The sequence below is a fragment of the Epilithonimonas bovis DSM 19482 genome (assembly GCF_900108115.1).
Lineage (GTDB): Bacteria > Bacteroidota > Bacteroidia > Flavobacteriales > Weeksellaceae > Epilithonimonas > Epilithonimonas bovis.
The window spans coordinates 1-16,139 of sequence record NZ_FTPU01000008.1; the positions used below are offsets into that span (position 1 = coordinate 1).

The 16,139-nt window shown below is 39.6% G+C and carries 10 protein-coding genes; 6 read left to right on the forward strand and 4 right to left on the reverse strand.

All coding sequences use genetic code 11. The features are described from left to right. Positions 1-61 precede the first annotated feature (61 nt). The 5 genes from B0B05_RS04735 to bglX all read left to right on the forward strand — a co-directional run bounded on the left by B0B05_RS04735 (position 62) and on the right by bglX (position 8,296). Positions 62-2,050, forward strand: coding sequence for a SusC/RagA family TonB-linked outer membrane protein (locus B0B05_RS04735; protein ID WP_076782333.1), 1,989 nt, complete (start codon positions 62-64; stop codon positions 2,048-2,050). A gap of 10 nt (positions 2,051-2,060) precedes the next feature. Next, positions 2,061-3,488, forward strand: a complete 1,428-nt coding sequence (locus B0B05_RS04740; protein ID WP_076782334.1) for a RagB/SusD family nutrient uptake outer membrane protein — start codon at positions 2,061-2,063, stop codon at positions 3,486-3,488. Between the two features lie 66 nt (positions 3,489-3,554). Beyond that, positions 3,555-4,940 (forward strand): glucoamylase family protein, encoded by a 1,386-nt coding sequence (locus B0B05_RS04745; protein ID WP_076782335.1) that lies wholly within the window; start codon positions 3,555-3,557, stop codon positions 4,938-4,940. Positions 4,941-5,246: 306 nt separating this feature from the next. Continuing rightward, positions 5,247-5,957, forward strand: a complete 711-nt coding sequence (locus B0B05_RS04750; RefSeq protein WP_076782336.1) for a carboxylesterase family protein — start codon at positions 5,247-5,249, stop codon at positions 5,955-5,957. Positions 5,958-5,968: 11 nt separating this feature from the next. After that, positions 5,969-8,296: a beta-glucosidase BglX gene (bglX, locus tag B0B05_RS04755; RefSeq protein ID WP_076782337.1), complete on the forward strand. Its 2,328-nt coding sequence runs from the start codon at positions 5,969-5,971 to the stop codon at positions 8,294-8,296. Positions 8,297-8,367: 71 nt separating this feature from the next. Here the strand turns inward: bglX and B0B05_RS04760 are convergent, their stop codons facing one another. The 4 genes from B0B05_RS04760 to B0B05_RS04775 all read right to left on the reverse strand — a co-directional run bounded on the left by B0B05_RS04760 (position 8,368) and on the right by B0B05_RS04775 (position 12,839). Then, positions 8,368-8,898 (reverse strand): hypothetical protein, encoded by a 531-nt coding sequence (locus B0B05_RS04760; RefSeq protein ID WP_076782338.1) that lies wholly within the window; start codon positions 8,896-8,898, stop codon positions 8,368-8,370. A gap of 16 nt (positions 8,899-8,914) precedes the next feature. Continuing rightward, entirely contained in the window at positions 8,915-10,735 is a 1,821-nt protein-coding gene (locus tag B0B05_RS04765) for an L-type lectin-domain containing protein (protein ID WP_076782339.1), read from the reverse strand. A 38-nt stretch (positions 10,736-10,773) separates the two neighbouring features. Continuing rightward, entirely contained in the window at positions 10,774-11,028 is a 255-nt protein-coding gene (locus B0B05_RS04770) for a hypothetical protein (protein WP_143745946.1), read from the reverse strand. Positions 11,029-11,474: 446 nt separating this feature from the next. Then, complete coding sequence (locus tag B0B05_RS04775; RefSeq protein WP_076782341.1) at positions 11,475-12,839, reverse strand: PQQ-dependent sugar dehydrogenase; 1,365 nt, start codon at positions 12,837-12,839, stop codon at positions 11,475-11,477. Between the two features lie 223 nt (positions 12,840-13,062). Here B0B05_RS04775 and secD point away from each other — a divergent pair, with 223 nt between their 5' ends. Beyond that, positions 13,063-15,972 (forward strand): protein translocase subunit SecD, encoded by a 2,910-nt coding sequence (secD, locus tag B0B05_RS04780; RefSeq protein ID WP_076782342.1) that lies wholly within the window; start codon positions 13,063-13,065, stop codon positions 15,970-15,972. Positions 15,973-16,139 lie beyond the last annotated feature (167 nt).

A 16,139-nucleotide genomic window follows, 5' to 3' on the forward strand; every position in this document is an offset into this window, starting at 1 on the left:
TCAAGGTTGCTCATAATTGTATTTGATTGGTAGTCAATACAATATACTAATTTTTAGTCACTTGAGCAACCTTTTCTATAATGCACTACGGGTTATTGGAAATAATTTTTCATATTCCAAAACAAGAGAAGACAGGGCAAACAACCCACTTCTCAATGCGCGTATTGCACCGCCGGTATATGATGTAATCAATCCAGCTACGGGAACATACCAATATATTACTCTTGTAAATGTAACCAATCCACGAGCCCAGCTTGATCTTTACAGATCTCAGATAAGACAGGATCGCTTACTTAATAATGTATGGGCAGAAATCAAATTTTTAAAAGATTTTACTTTTAGAAGCAGTTATACTACGGACAACTACAGCCCAAGCCAGTACGATTATACGCCTGCTATAACCTATATTCCGCAACCATCTATATCAAGTCTGATTACAAGGCAAAACCGATACAGAAATTATGTTTGGGATAATACAATTAATTGGAAAAAAAGTTTTGGCAGCCACAATTTTGACCTGTTAGCAGGTTTCTCAAGAATTAGAGATTCCCGGTCAGAGGAAGTCTGGACTGCTAAAAACGTAAATTATGATGGGACCAATGGCTCTCTAAATATTGGCAGTGGAACTGATATCTTCTACTATAACGATACCGCTCCAGCTACTGCTGGTGGCCGCCCTGATGCAACTCAAGATCAAAAACGTATTGAATCTTTTTTTGGCAGAGTCAATTATGATTATGCTGGAAAATATTTATTAAATGCTTCTGTACGTAGGGATGCTACCTCGCAGATTTCTGTTGACAGATACAAAACTTTTCCTGCCGTAAGTGTTGGATGGGTTCTTTCTAAGGAAGATTTTATGAGTGAGCAAAATGTATTTAATTTACTAAAATTCAGAGCAAGCTGGGGTAAATTAGGTAACCCTAATGTAGGCAGGGCTTATACACAGAATGTGTCTGTAATAGGCAGTGGTGCCTACTATGGCAATACCGGTTATCCAGCTGCAACAATCACCACAATAATAGATCCAACGATTGGATGGGAAACCACAACTGGTATGGATTACGGTGTGGAAATGGCACTTTTGAACAATAAGCTGAAAATTGATGCCGCTTATTTTAATAAAGAATCAAAGGATGTTGTATACGGTATTTTCCAGGGAACGGTTTCAGGAGCAGAAAACTGGAGAAACTATGTTACAAATGCTTATTCTTTTAAAAATAAGGGTTTTGAAGTAACTGCCAATTATAATACGAAGATTAACGAAAATATCAATTTGGGAGTCTATGGTAACTTCACATCTCTTAAAAATGAGATTACAGATGTTTACGGCGGATCATTCTTAGAAACTGGAGCCAGTCTCTTTAATAACTCAATTATCAGATTACAAACCGGTCAGGCAGTTGGCTCTTATTATGGTTATCAGGTTGCCGGGGTTTTCCAAACCGATGCAGAGGCTGCAGCCTCAGGACAAACCGATGCAAAGGCTGGATGGTTTAAGTTTGCTGATTTAGATGGTAATGGTATTATAGATACGAGGGATAAGACTTTCTTGGGAAGCCCAGTACCTAAGGGAACTTACGGATTTGGATTTAATCTTAATATATATGCTATTGATATAGCGGTTGATTTCCAAGGTGTATTTGGTAACAAAATCTACAACTATAACCGTGAGCAAAGATATGGTAACGAAAGTTGGGATCTGGATATGTACAATAACAGATGGCACGGTGCCGGTACATCCAATACCAATGCGATGATAACCTCTAATCAATCTGTTATTCTGCCAAGTAGTTTTTATGTGGAAGACGGCAGCTACTTCAGGATTAGGAATGTACAAGTAGGCTATACTTTGCCAAAAGCCATAGCAGAATCTTTATCTGTAAAAAAACTAAGAATTTATCTAAGTGCACAAAACCCTTGGACAAGTTTCAAGTATAACGGATTCTCTCCTGAGATTATGAATACAGACAGAGTGCAAATGGGTGTTGATAATAATATCTATCCTATCTCAGCAATCTATACTATGGGGATGAACTTAACATTTTAATTAGAACAGCATGAAAAAAATATTTTTAACTCTATCTATATTTTCATTACTAGTAAACTGTAGTGATGATTTTGTTGATATCAAGCAAGAAGGAGTAGTTGTCAGCGACGACTTTTTCAAAACAGAAAGTGATGCCATGAAGGCAACCAATGCCATTTACAGTTTTCTTAGAAGCTGGGAAAATTCAGGGTTTCCTGCACAGAATATATTGGGAGTAACGGGAGATGATGTAGAAAAAGGATCCAATCCGGGTGACGCAGCATTTATCAACGATTTTGATCAATTTAAGTATAATGCAAGTACCGACGGTGTACATGGTTATTGGACTGGACAATGGCAGGCCGTAAACAGGGCCAATCAGGTGATTACGAACGTGCCAAATATAGAAATGGATGCTGCCCTAAAAAGTAGATTATTGGCAGAAGCAAAGATGCTTAGAGCTTACTTTTATTTTAATTTAGTTAGGGTTTATGGTGGTGTACCTATTTTTGATGGTTTGCCAGCAGACAAGAATTATATCAAACCAAGAAACACAGCAGCAGAAGTGTATGATTTTATTGTAAAGGATTTAACAGAAGCTTCTCAAGTGTTGCCAGCTACTTATCCATCATCAGATCTCGGCAGAGTGACAAAAGGCGGTGCATTGGGACTATTGTCTAAGGTTTACCTTTATATGAAAGACTATCAGAAAGCTTATGACACGTCTAATCTGGTCATCAATATGGGTTATCAGCTAGACCCGGATTTTAATCATCTGTTCAGGCCAGATGGAGAATTTGGTTCTGAGTCTGTTTTCGAAGTTAATTGCCAATGTTCGGCAGAGTTTGGAGGTAGCCAATATGCGGAGGTTCAAGGCGTAAGAAATCAATTCGGATGGGGGTTTTTTACACCAACTCAGGCTTTGGAAAATGCATTTGAAGCTGGTGATATAAGAAAGGAACTTAGTATTTTGAGAGAAGGGGAAACAACGCCGGAAGGTGATCTTATCAAAAAAGGAGACCCACAAGCAGGCAACACCTGGAATCAGAAAGTATATGTTCCAAAAGCTTTGAACAATGCCACCTGCGGATATGGATCAATTCAGAATATTAGAATTCTAAGGTTTGCTGATATTCTTTTAATCAATGCAGAAGCGGCTAATGAATTGGGCAATACTTCTGTTGCAGTTACCAATATTAATAAAATAAGAAACAGAGCTGAACTAGCAAATACAACTGCTTCTACACAATCTGCAATAAGATTAGCTATCTGGCAGGAAAGAAGGGTGGAGTTGGCAATGGAGATGGACAGGTTTCTTGATCTTGTAAGGACAGGTCAGGCAGAAACTTACCTTGGACCTTTAGGGTTTAAAAAAGGTGTCAATGAACTCTTTCCCATTCCTTTACAGGCCATTACAGACAGCAAAGGTGTTCTTACCCAAAACCCGGGTTACAATTAATCTTAAACAATTTTAAGAGGAGAGTTTTTATTCTCCTCTTTTTTTTAATAGAAAATACTATTTGTTATGAGAAGTATAATATCAATATCAGTGGTTTCCCTATTGGCTCTGGTATCATGCAAAAGTAATCAGCAACCAATATCAAATAAGACAGAGCTCAAAACTGAAATATTGTCCGACAACCAACTAATGGACAAAGTCCAAAGTGATGCCCTAAAATATTTTTGGGACTTTGCAGAACCTCATTCATTATTAGGAAGAGAACGTTATCACGAAGACAATATCTATCCGGATAATGACAAAGACGTGACTACAACTGGTGGATCAGGATTTGGTTTGATGACGATTTTAGTTGGTGTAGACAGAAAATTTATTCCTCGCCAGGAAGCGGTTAAAAGATTGACACATATTGCAGATTTTCTGGAAAAAGCAGATCGTTTCCACGGCGCTTGGTCACATTGGATTAATGGTGAAACAGGAAAAGTAGTCCCGTTTGGAAAAAAAGATAATGGCGGAGATTTGGTAGAAACAGCTTTTCTTACTCAAGGAATTATCTGTGTCCGCGAATATTTCAAAAACGGAAATGACGAAGAAAAAGTTTTGGCTGCAAAAATGGACAAGCTCTGGAAAGGCGTAGAATGGAACTGGTATACCAAAGGAGGAGAGAAGGTTCTATACTGGCACTGGTCCCCAAATTATGGCTGGGAAATGAACTTTCCGCTTCAGGGCTATAACGAATGCCTTATCACCTATGTTCTTGCAGCAGCTTCACCAGACCATTCTATAGATTATGATACCTATAATAAGGGCTGGACACGCAACGGAACTTACACGACAGACCGTACCAAATATGGCCTGCCACTGTATGTTAAGCATAATTATGCAGAAGAGTTTGGGGGCCCGCTATTTTGGAGCCAATATTCGTATCTGGGTTTAGATCCAAGAGGCCTGTCAGACAAATATGTAAAAAGCTACTGGGACCTCAACCGGAATCAGGTGTTGATCGATTATAAATATTGTGTAGAAAATCCTTTGAAATTCAATGGATATTCAGAAAAATATTGGGGCCTGACTGCAGGTTATACCAGAAATAAGGATGGCACTACGGGATATGCCGCACATCAGCCTATGAAGGAAGATTTGGGTGTTATTGTCCCAACGGCGGCGCTTAGCTCTATGCCTTACACCCCTAAAGAATCCATGGATTTTCTTAGATTTCTTTACCAGGAAAAGCCTGACTTTATAGGAAAGGCAGGCCCGTATGATGCTACATCAATCCATTATGACAATTGGTTTACACCACGTTACCTGGCTATAGATCAGGGTACTATTGCACCAATGATAGAAAATTATAGATCTGGTTTGCTTTGGGATCTTTTTATGAGTGCTCCCGAAGTTAGAAGTGGCCTCAAAAAAATCGGTTTCAAATCAGAAAAGCATAAGATAGATTAGTTAAAATCATTATCTTTAGGGCAGGATATTTATTGTCTCATATTGATTCAATAAGTTTTTTGGAAGCTCAATATTGTTTTCATTCATAATCCTAAAGAGATCGTGAGGCAATTGATCTATTACTATTAATGGATTAAAAAGCAACAGAATTTCCTACAGAAAAAGGAATAAGGATTTTCGGTGATTCAAATTATGACATATAAAATTAGAGTTAGTCGAGATTCGGGATCCGATATAATTATAAAATTAAGACATACAAATTAACATTTTATATCTGGTACTACAGATATTTCTAAAATAATAATTATGACCTTAAAACTAAAATATTTACCACTTCTCCTATTGGGATTTTCAACATTTTCTCCTGCGCAGGAGATAAAATCCGAATTCAATAAAGAGGTTAAGATTCAGAAAAAACTCTCTTATATTCTGGATATTCCGCAAAATTCAAAAACAAAATTGCCACTTATTGTCTTTTTGCATGGTTCCGGTGAGCGGGGAGATAATCTGGAAATTGTAAAAGCGCACAGTCCTTTTACCTATAGAAACCTGATGCAGGAACCTGTAGCTATTCTGGCTCCGCAATGCCCCGAAAATACATGGTGGGATACCGATGCTGTCTATTTTCTTATCAAAGAAATATCCGAAAAATATAAAATAGATAAAGACAGAATCTATCTCACAGGTTTATCGATGGGAGGCTGGGGTACCCTGAAGCTGGCTGGTGAACATCCTGAGATGTTTGCAGCAGTGGCTGCTGTTTGTGCTCCTACAGACCGTGTGATGGTGGCCAATATACACCAGTATAAAAATTTGAACATAAAACTGTTCCATGGCGGGATGGATGATGTGGTGCTCCCGGAGAATGCATTCAATTTTTATCAGAAGCTGCACCCTGTCAATCCAAAAGCAGAGTTGACTATTTTCCCTAATGACAATCATAACTCCTGGGATTCAACTTATGCTGATCCCAAACTTTGGAGCTGGATGTTTTCACAAAAATTAATAAGTAAATAAAAATATATACAATGAAAAAGTTTGTAATCTTGGCTACGCTGGCTTTATCGCCTTATTTTTTAGCGCAGGAGATCATAACCAAGCCGGTTCAGTCATTCCAGTCAGAAAAATATCAATCTAAGAAAAAGGTTTTTATTGATAATCTGATTTCCAGGATGACACTTGATGAGAAAATCGGACAGCTCAATTTACCGTCAGCAGGTGATTTTACAACCGGCCAGGCTCAGAGTTCAGACATTGGTAAAAAGATAGAGCAGGGGCTTGTAGGAGGTCTGTTTAATATCAAAGGTGTCAACAAGATCCGTGATGTACAGAAAGTAGCAGTTGAAAAAAGCCGTTTAAAAATCCCTATGATTTTTGGGATGGATGTGATACATGGCTACGAGACTACATTTCCTATTCCGTTGGGGCTGGCATCTTCCTGGGATATGGATATGATCCAGAGATCTGCTCAGATTGCAGCACAGGAATCGACTGCTGATGGTATCAACTGGACTTTCTCCCCAATGGTAGACATCTCCAGAGAACCGCGATGGGGAAGAGTTTCCGAAGGTTCAGGAGAAGACCCTTATCTGGGAAGTGAAATTGCAAAGGCAATGGTGTATGGTTACCAGGGGAACGATCTATCTAAAAACAACACCATGCTGGCATGTGTTAAACACTTTGCATTATACGGTGCACCCGAAGGCGGACGCGATTACAATACTGTTGATATGAGCCGTTTGCAGATGTACAACACTTATTTCCCGCCATACAAAGCAGCAGTGGATGCTGGTGCAGGTTCTGTGATGGCATCATTTAATGAGGTAGATGGTATCCCTGCTACAGGTAACCGTTGGCTGATGACCGATGTATTAAGAAACCAGTGGAAATTCAATGGGTTTGTCGTGACGGATTATACCGGGATTAATGAGATGATAGACCACGGTCTGGGCGACCTGCAACAGGTCTCAGCGTTAGCAATGAACGCCGGGATTGACATGGATATGGTAGGCGAAGGATTCCTGAAAACACTCAAAAAATCAATTTCCGAAGGTAAAGTCAAAGAACAGAGTGTTACCGATGCTGCCAGAAGGATTTTAGAAGCCAAATATGATCTGGGGCTTTTTGATGATCCTTATAAATATACCGATTCCAAAAGATCGCAAAAAGAGGTGTTCAGTCCCAAGCATCTGGAAGCTGCAAAAACAATAGCTTCTAATTCTATGGTCTTGATGAAAAATGACAATCAGACCTTGCCACTTAAAAAGTCTGGCACAGTAGCTGTGATTGGGCCATTGGCTGATAATGCCATGAATATGACCGGCACCTGGAGTGTTGCTTCAAAACATGCCAATTCTATTTCGCTTTTACGAGGGCTGAAGGAGACAATTGGTAAAGACGTTAATTTTCTTTTTGCCAAAGGAAGCAATATCTACGAATCCGAAAAAATGGAAGAACGTGCATCCATGTTTGGTAAAACCTCTGGCAGGGACAGTCGCCCTGCTGAGCAGATCAGAAAAGAGGCTGTTGATCTCGCAGGCAAGGCAGACGTTATTGTTTTAGCCATTGGCGAAAGTGCGGAGATGAGTGGCGAGTCCAGTTCCAGGACAGATATTACTATACCTGAAACACAACAAGAATTACTAAAAGAACTTAAGAAAACCGGTAAACCAATCGTTTTGGTTTTGTTTACAGGTCGCCCATTGGTTTTGACCGAAGAATCACAGTTAGCTGATGCTATCCTGAATGTGTGGTTCCCGGGCAGTATGGCGGGTTACGCCATTTCTGATGTGCTGTTCGGTAAAGTTAACCCGTCCGGAAAACTGCCAATGACCTTCCCGAGAAGTGTGGGCCAGGTACCAATCTACTATAATGCTAAAAATACAGGACGCCCTCTAAGTGCAGAAAATACGGATAAATGCCAGTTTGAAAAATTCCGTTCTAATTATCTTGATGAGTGTAATACGCCACTCTATCCGTTTGGATATGGTTTGAGTTATACCAATTTTGGCTATTCGGAAGTTGCGGTGAGCAATGCAAAACCTTCAGGCAATACTTCTGTTGAGGCTTCTGTCACATTATCAAATAATGGGAAGTACGATGGTGCCGAAGTCGTGCAGTTATATATCAGAGATCTGGTAGGCAGCATTACAAGGCCGGTAAAAGAGCTCAAAGGTTTCCAGAAAGTTTACCTCAAAGCTGGTGAAAGCAAAAAAGTGACTTTCCGAATTTCTCCGGAGGATCTCAAATTCTTTAATAATGATTTAAAATACGATTGGGAGGCTGGTGATTTTGATATTATGATAGGTACCAATTCTCACGATGTAAAAACAACAAGAATAACCTGGACGAAATAATATCTGTCCAAGTGGTATAAAAAAAGCCTTTCAGAGTAACTCTGAAAGGCTTTTTGTTACGTCTTTATCAATTAAGGTTTCCAGTAAGACCAGGCATTTCCGTTGAAAATAGCAAGGCGCTTACCACCACTTCTGTTCACAAAAACCATCATACCTGGTGATGGTTTAGGGATGTCGTCTGTGCTGCCAACCAAAGGCAGAATCATTGCTTTAGTCTGAGATTCCAAAACCAACACGCCGTCGGCAGAAGCTGTGTCGCTACCAATTATAACTTTGCTGTCAGACGATTCCGCCGTTGTAGCTTGTGTTGTAAGCTCATTGGTGACCTGCCCATCCTGTCCGCTGAGGTCCTGCCATGTTCCGTTAAAATATTTTACACGGGCTTTTGCAGGATCCGTAGCATCAAGTACAATCGTTCCTTCTGTAACATTTGTAGGCAAAGCTTTTACATAAGGAAGGATGAGTCCCTTTTTCTGCCCCATTGCAAATTCTAACAATACAGATGTTTTATCTGACGCCGAACCTACATTATCACCAATAATTACCTGGCTTTTAGCAGAAAAGGAAAGTAAAACTAATATTAGAGAAATATGATTTTTCATTATTTAATTTTTAAGGTTATTGGCACGCAGGCGCTTTAAAACAATGCCATGCACCATCAGAATAGATTTTCAAACATTTATCTTCGGTATCGTAAACCATCATGCCCTCCTGGGGTTGGCTGATATTTCCTAAGTTGGATTTTGCAATTCTTGTAATAACAAATCCTTTTGTATTTGATTCCAAAGCAATATGTGCAGAGCTTCTAGACATAGGCCATTGGTCAGCCTGCTCTGCGCCGGCCCTGTTGAGGGTCGTGATCCCAACTTTCACAGGTTGTGCTATACCGCTTGTATTAGCTGGGTTGTAACATACACAAGGGCTGATTTTCTTTCCGCTGCCATAACCGGTGATGTAAGTTGTTCCTATGACATACTGAGAAACTTTAATTTCATTTGTCCCCGATGTATTCCAATTAATTGTATTAACAACATTACCGTTGAAAAGTTGTAAAGGTTCCAAGACTCCGCCAGAAGATTTGCTGCCAAAGAAAGAAACAGATCCCGATGGGCTTATTATCACTCTGACTGCTGGTGCAGAAAAATCACCTGTAATTTGCCAAATATTTGGAACTGCGCCACCGTATAGTTCTCCATCTGCAAAACGGATATTTTGAGGAAGTGTAGAATCTCCTGCCTGAAACTGAATCTCTTTTGTCGCCAGAGCAACGCCATTAACCTCAAGATTAAACGAATTATCTAACGTGTATATATCAAACTGGAATCCAAAATCTGCTGCAGGTGCCGTGAATGTATAAGGCGTCCCATTTTTAGCTTCAAACGCTACACCGTCTGTTTCGGTAGAACAACATGCAACAACAGAATAATCATAGGCACTTCCTATACCTTGTCCGCCCCTAGCTAGTGTTGGGATCCCGTTACTGTCAACAGCTCCACTAATACTACCATCAGGATTAAGTTGCCCAATGGTGATATCACCATCACCTTCTATGGCATCATAACAGCCGTCTCCATCAGAATCCAAATCCAAATGGTTGGGAATCCCGTCACCGTCTGTATCTAAAAATATAGGCAAATCAGCACAAAGATTGTTAAACGCAATTCTTTGGTCGTTAGAAAATCCACCAGTAGATGCAGTATAGCCATAATAAGCAGTATCCAAACCTCCAAGGTATTGTCTGATTGGATCAGAGGTTGTAAACATGTGACTTCCGGCATTTACACCATCCACAGTATAGCTGAGGGTTGTTGTTGTATAATCCCAGGTAATGATAACTGTATGCCAATTGCCGTCTTCAACATTACCATTTGTACCTATCGAAACTGGTTTACTAAGTGTTATTTGGTCACTGGTTGCCCAGATTGCTCCGTGGTCATCAGAGATGTCATAGTCCGTTGTCCCATTGATATTGCCTCCGTTGTCCCACGTGTCAACTTCCAGTGCGATGCCGTTTTTTATTCCTTTTGCTCCTAGACCCTGACCATTGTCTCCACTGGCTGTTTGCCCTTCAGCATCATTATGGAAAACTGCTGTAAAGCCATCAGCTCCATTACCATCTTTTGTACCTGCGTAGAATTGATATTTTAAAGTAAAACTTTTAGTGAAATCAACTTTCCCATTAGACCAGATTTGTCCCCCCTGACTTGATGTGTCTGGAGTTAGCTGGACTTCATAAGGATACGTAGATATCTTAGTTGCAGGGATATTGGCATTCTCATTCAGTGCAAAAACATCGCGTAGATCTGTAATATTACCGATTCCTTTTTCAATGCAATCTGTGATACCGTCATTATCACTGTCCAGATCTGTTTGAGCATTTACTAATGTGAAGTTGGCCAATGAAAAAATTAAAGTGTATAATATATATTTATGTTTCATTTATTTTAATTTATATTGATAACTGAGTAACTTGTTGTTTAAAAGTTGTTACCCGGTGCTCTGATAAAAATTCTGTTCTGCTGCGTTTTAGCTGAGTATATGATCTGAAACGTGAAGACAGGTTCTTTGTGGATTAATGATTGTGTACCAATCTCAACCTGCGCAAGAAAAGGTCCAAAAAAGAGATTGTTTTCCTGTCGGTTATATTTGCCGGATTCAACAGTGCTTTTCTGAAACACCGAATTAGAAGTATTATCGCCATATACCTTAGATGTACACAGTTTGTCCTGCAATTTTTTTGGTTTGTTAGACAAACTTCGTTGAGGTAAAACCGCTTTTTTTGAGGCGTTTGTATGCGATTTTTTCTTTACGGATTTTTCAACAGGATGCTGGTAGATAATCCGAGCATTATTAATATGTTCTGCCCCCGAGGCAACGGCATCACCGGCAATATAAAAGGTAGCCTCAGTTTTTTCTTTTGGTTAATTTGCCGGAGCCTCTTTTTCAGGATTGGCAAAAAACAGAGCAGGAAATAATAACAGGATAAAAAAAGAGGATACCTTTACTGCAAATAGTTTTATGTATCCTCCTTTAATCATTTGTGTTTTTTAATTGGTTGCAAAATTAGGCTTTAACACTTGCTGTGGCAACTAATTGGCGTTACATTTTCATGAAAATGATAAATTCGCTGGCATTTTTAAAGATTACAGTCACCCAAATGCTAATTTACATCTGATTTTTATTCCTTAATCAATTTTTGTGATAAAAATTTTTGACTGTCTTTGATGAGGTTGATAAAATAGCTGCCGGGTTGCAATTCAGAAATATCAATACGGTTATTACTGCCGGAGATTTTTGTTGTGCGGATCAGTCTTCCTGTAGAATCCATAATATCGGCGGAGACATTGTCTGCGTTCAGATTATAGATATAGACGTACTCGGTGGTAGGATTCGGAGCCAATAGAATTCCGTTATTACTGATGTCCGATACAGCAAGGTTTTCAGTTTTTATTTTATAGATATTACCGTTGGATGCGGCGATGTAAAGCTGTTTATTATTATCCTCGCCAAAAGTTGTAAAGTTATTTCCTGAAAATGCCGTTGTCCATACGATGGTGTTGGCATTGTCCAAAACGCCAATTTGACCGGAGCAATAATCCGCAAAAAGATATTTCGCCATGAGATCCTGATACTGGTTGCCACGGTAAACATAGCCTCCGGTAATAGAACATTTACCATCCGAGTGGCCGTATTGGGCAATCGGGAAAGTCATGGTGGATGAATCAGCGCAACCATTTGTATTATAGGTATTGTTTCCCTCGTAGCACTTCCAGCCATAATTAACGCCTGCAGAATTGACGGATACTTTATTAATTTCTTCAATAGCGCCCTGTCCCACATCGGCAGTCATTGCTGTACCGGCTGTTCTGTCGAAAGAAAACTTCCATGCATTTCTAAGACCGAAAGCCCATACTTCATCTGCGCCATCTTTACCCACAAACGGATTGTCTGTCGGGATCGCATAACCTGATTCAGAATTAACATCTATTCTGAGGATTTTTCCCAAAAGTGAGTTTTTATTTTGTGCATTGTTATCAGGATCGCCGGTACCACCGCCATCGCCGGTAGAAATCCAAAGTTTGCCATCTGGTGCAAAATGGATACTGCCACCGTTGTGATTAGCAAACGATTTGGGTATAGTAAGCATGATTTTTTCTGAGGATGCATCTGCTGTACTGGTCTCACCAGCATTAGCGGTAAAGCGCGAAAGCCTTACTGATCCGTCTGTTGTGTTATAATAAACGTAAAAGTAGCGGTTGACAGAAAACTGAGGATGAAACGCCAGTCCCAATAAACCACGTTCACCATTATAAGTGATTCTGTCTGTAATGTCCAGAAAGTTACCAGTACCAAGGCTGCCATTTTCATTAACAATTTTTATGGTACCGGATTGCTGCACAACAAATAATCTGTTGTCAGATGTGGGAGAGGCTATGATCTCGACAGGACTGGATAATCCCGATGCAAAATTTTCCAAAACAATCGTCTGCGCAGATAAACTTACATAAAAGAATAAACTGTATAAAAGTGTATAATTTTTCATAACTGATTATTTTTTAATTAATTAAGAATTACCAAATTGCATGCCTTGGCAAAAAAAACATGTTGTTTTTAACTTTGAACCTAATCCGTAGATCTTAAAATGGCCAGCAAAAATCCATCGTTTTTTTGTCTGAATCAATAAATACATATTTCTCATTTTCAAATTCTTATTTCAATTAGAAATGATTATATTTGCCGACTTAAATTATATATATCGTAAGAAAATGCAAGGAAAAGGACTCGTTACATTGGTTGCCATCGTTCTTGGACTGATTTGCCTTAATGAGCTTCTGCCTTCTTTCTATGCTAATAAGATAGAAAACGAAGCAAAAGCCATCGCAGGAGATAATCAGGTAAAATATCGGGCAGAGCTTGCCAGACTTTCTAAAGACACGCTTAATCTTGGGTTTACAAAACTGGATTATGCCTCTGCAAAACAGAAAGAGATGAAGCTCGGTTTGGACCTTAAGGGTGGTATCAACGTACTATTGGAAATCAACCAGAGAGATTTGGTAAATGATCTCAGCAATTATTCTACAAACCCTGTTTTGATAGAAGCACTTAACCGTACAGATCAGGCTCAGAAAAATTCGAGTAAACAATACATCGAAGATTTTTTCACTCAGTTTGAGGCGGTTAACAAGGAGAAAGGTACCAACCTGAAACTTGCAGATCCAGAGATTTTTGGTAATACCAATCTTTCCGAGATCAAATTCAATACACCTGACGACCAGGTGAAAAATATTGTCAGAAAAAAAATTGACGCATCCGTAGGAACCGCTTATGAAGTGTTGAGAACCCGTATTGATAAAATGGGAGTAACTCAGCCAAACGTTCAGCGTGTGCCGGGAACTGGTAGGATCCTTGTGGAGATGCCGGGCATCAAAGATATCGACAGAGTTAAAAAAATGCTGGCAACGTCTGCAAAACTTCAGTTTTGGGAAGTGCAGATGGGACAGGAGGTATTACCTTATTTCTCAGAGCTTAACCAATTGGTGAGAGCCAAAGGTGACTCGATGGGCGTTTCCAAATCAACCAATTTGGTTAATCTGATTCAGCTTAATTCAACGCCGGGGAATGCCGTGGCTAATGTTAAGTTGTCGGATACAGCCGTAGTTAACAAAATTCTTAACAGTGCTATTGCAATCAAAGCGAGACCTGTTAACTTAAAGTATACCCAGTTCATGTGGGGTTACAAGCCTGAGACTAATACGTCAAACAGTCTTGTATTGTATGCAATCCGTGGGAATATCAATCAGAAAGCTCCGGTTGACGGTGCTGTAGAATCCGCAAATATCAATTATGACCAGTTAGGCCGTATCGTGGTAGATATGCAGATGGATTCTAACGGTGCACGTGACTGGAAAACCATGACCGAGAAAAACAAAGGTAAAGTGGTAGCAGTTTCTTTGGATAACAGGGTTTACACGGCTCCTATGGTAAATGAAGTGATCCCTAACGGTAGGACACAGATTTCCGGAAATTTTACTCAGGAAGAAGCCAAAGATTTGGTAGACGTTTTGGGTGCTGGTAAATTGCCTGCCGGGGCTAAAATTGTTCAGGCAGATGTGGTAGGGCCATCTTTGGGTGCAGAGTCTATCCATGACGGTGTTATGTCGTTCCTCATTGCATTTGCGGTTATCATTGTTTACATCATTTTCTATTATGGTGGGGCAGGGATCTACGCCGTTATTGCGATGGTTATCAACTTGTTTTATATTTTCGGGATTATGGATTCTATCGATGCTACGCTGACCTTACCGGGTATTGCAGGTATCGTATTATCTATGGCGATGGCGGTAGATGCCAACGTGATTATTTACGAGAGAACTAAGGAAGAGCTTTTCCGTGGAAAAGGAATTCTGGAAGCTTATAAAGATGGTTTCAAACATGCGATTTCTGCAATTATCGATGGTCACCTTACAACCCTGATTACGGCTATTATCCTTTATGTTTTCGGTACAGGGCCAATCAAAGGTTTTGCAGTAACATTGATCATTGGTTTGATTATGACATTGTTTACCTCTGTATTATTGTCCAGGGTAATGATCTTCAGTAGATTAGAAAAAGGGAAATCCCTTTCCGTTTGGACAGCGCCTACCAAGAATTTATTCAGAAATACCTGGATCGATTTTATCGGGAAAAGAAGATATGCTTATATTTTCTCTGCCATTTTGATGGTGATTTCTATAGGTTCTATTGCTGTTAACGGTTTCAAATATGGTATCGACTTTACAGGAGGACGTAATTTTGTTGTAAGATTCGAGAAACCTGTAGACGCAACCAAGATAGAAGAGAGCATCGGAAAACTGATGAAAACTACCGATGGGAAAAACAACATGGTAGAAGCCAAAACTTTTGGTAACACATCTCAGTTAAAAATTACGACTGATTATCTTATTGATGACGAATCGCTTAAAGCAGACCAAACTGTAGAACAAAAAATTTATGAAGGTCTTAAAAGTGATTTACCAGCCAATATGACACTGGCAGATTTCAAAGCGGCAGACAAAGGCCACGCCGGTATTGTGTCTTCTACCAAAGTAGGGCCTACCGTGGCAGATGACATCACCACGCATGGTATCCTGGCGGTTGCAGCATCATTGATTGGTATCTTTATCTACATCTTGGTAAGGTTTGACAAATGGCAGTTCTCATTGGGTGCGGTTGCCGGTCTCTTCCACGATACAGTGGTGATCTTAGGCGTTTACTCGCTGTTTTATAAGATTATGCCGTTTAATATGGAGATCAATCAGGATTTTATCGCGGCTATACTTACCGTAATTGGTTACTCAATCAACGATACTGTAATTATCTTCGACAGGATTAGAGAATACCTGCGCGAGAAAAAAGCGTTGACATTGGCAGGATTGTTTGATGATTCTATCTCAAGCACGATTGGTAGGACGTTTAACACCTCTTTCACAACCATTTTGGTAATCCTTGCGATTTTTATCTTCGGTGGTGATAACCTGAGAGGCTTCATGTTCTGTCTGTTAATTGGTATTGGTTTTGGTACCTATTCATCCATCTTCATTGCATCGGCGACGGCTTACGACTTCCTGAGAGGTAAAAGGCACGAAGAAAACCCACATGGGAAATCTTCTACCGATAATCTGGAAGTAGCGAAATAAAATCAGCTAAAAATTAAATATAAAAACAGCTCTCAATAATTTGGGAGCTGTTTTTTTTTATCAGAATATGTTGGGTAATCTCTTTGTCAAAATATCACATTCTCAGGATGAAAGACGAGATAAGATAAGGCAATAGAAAAATCAGGCTTAAAATGGTATTCTATAAG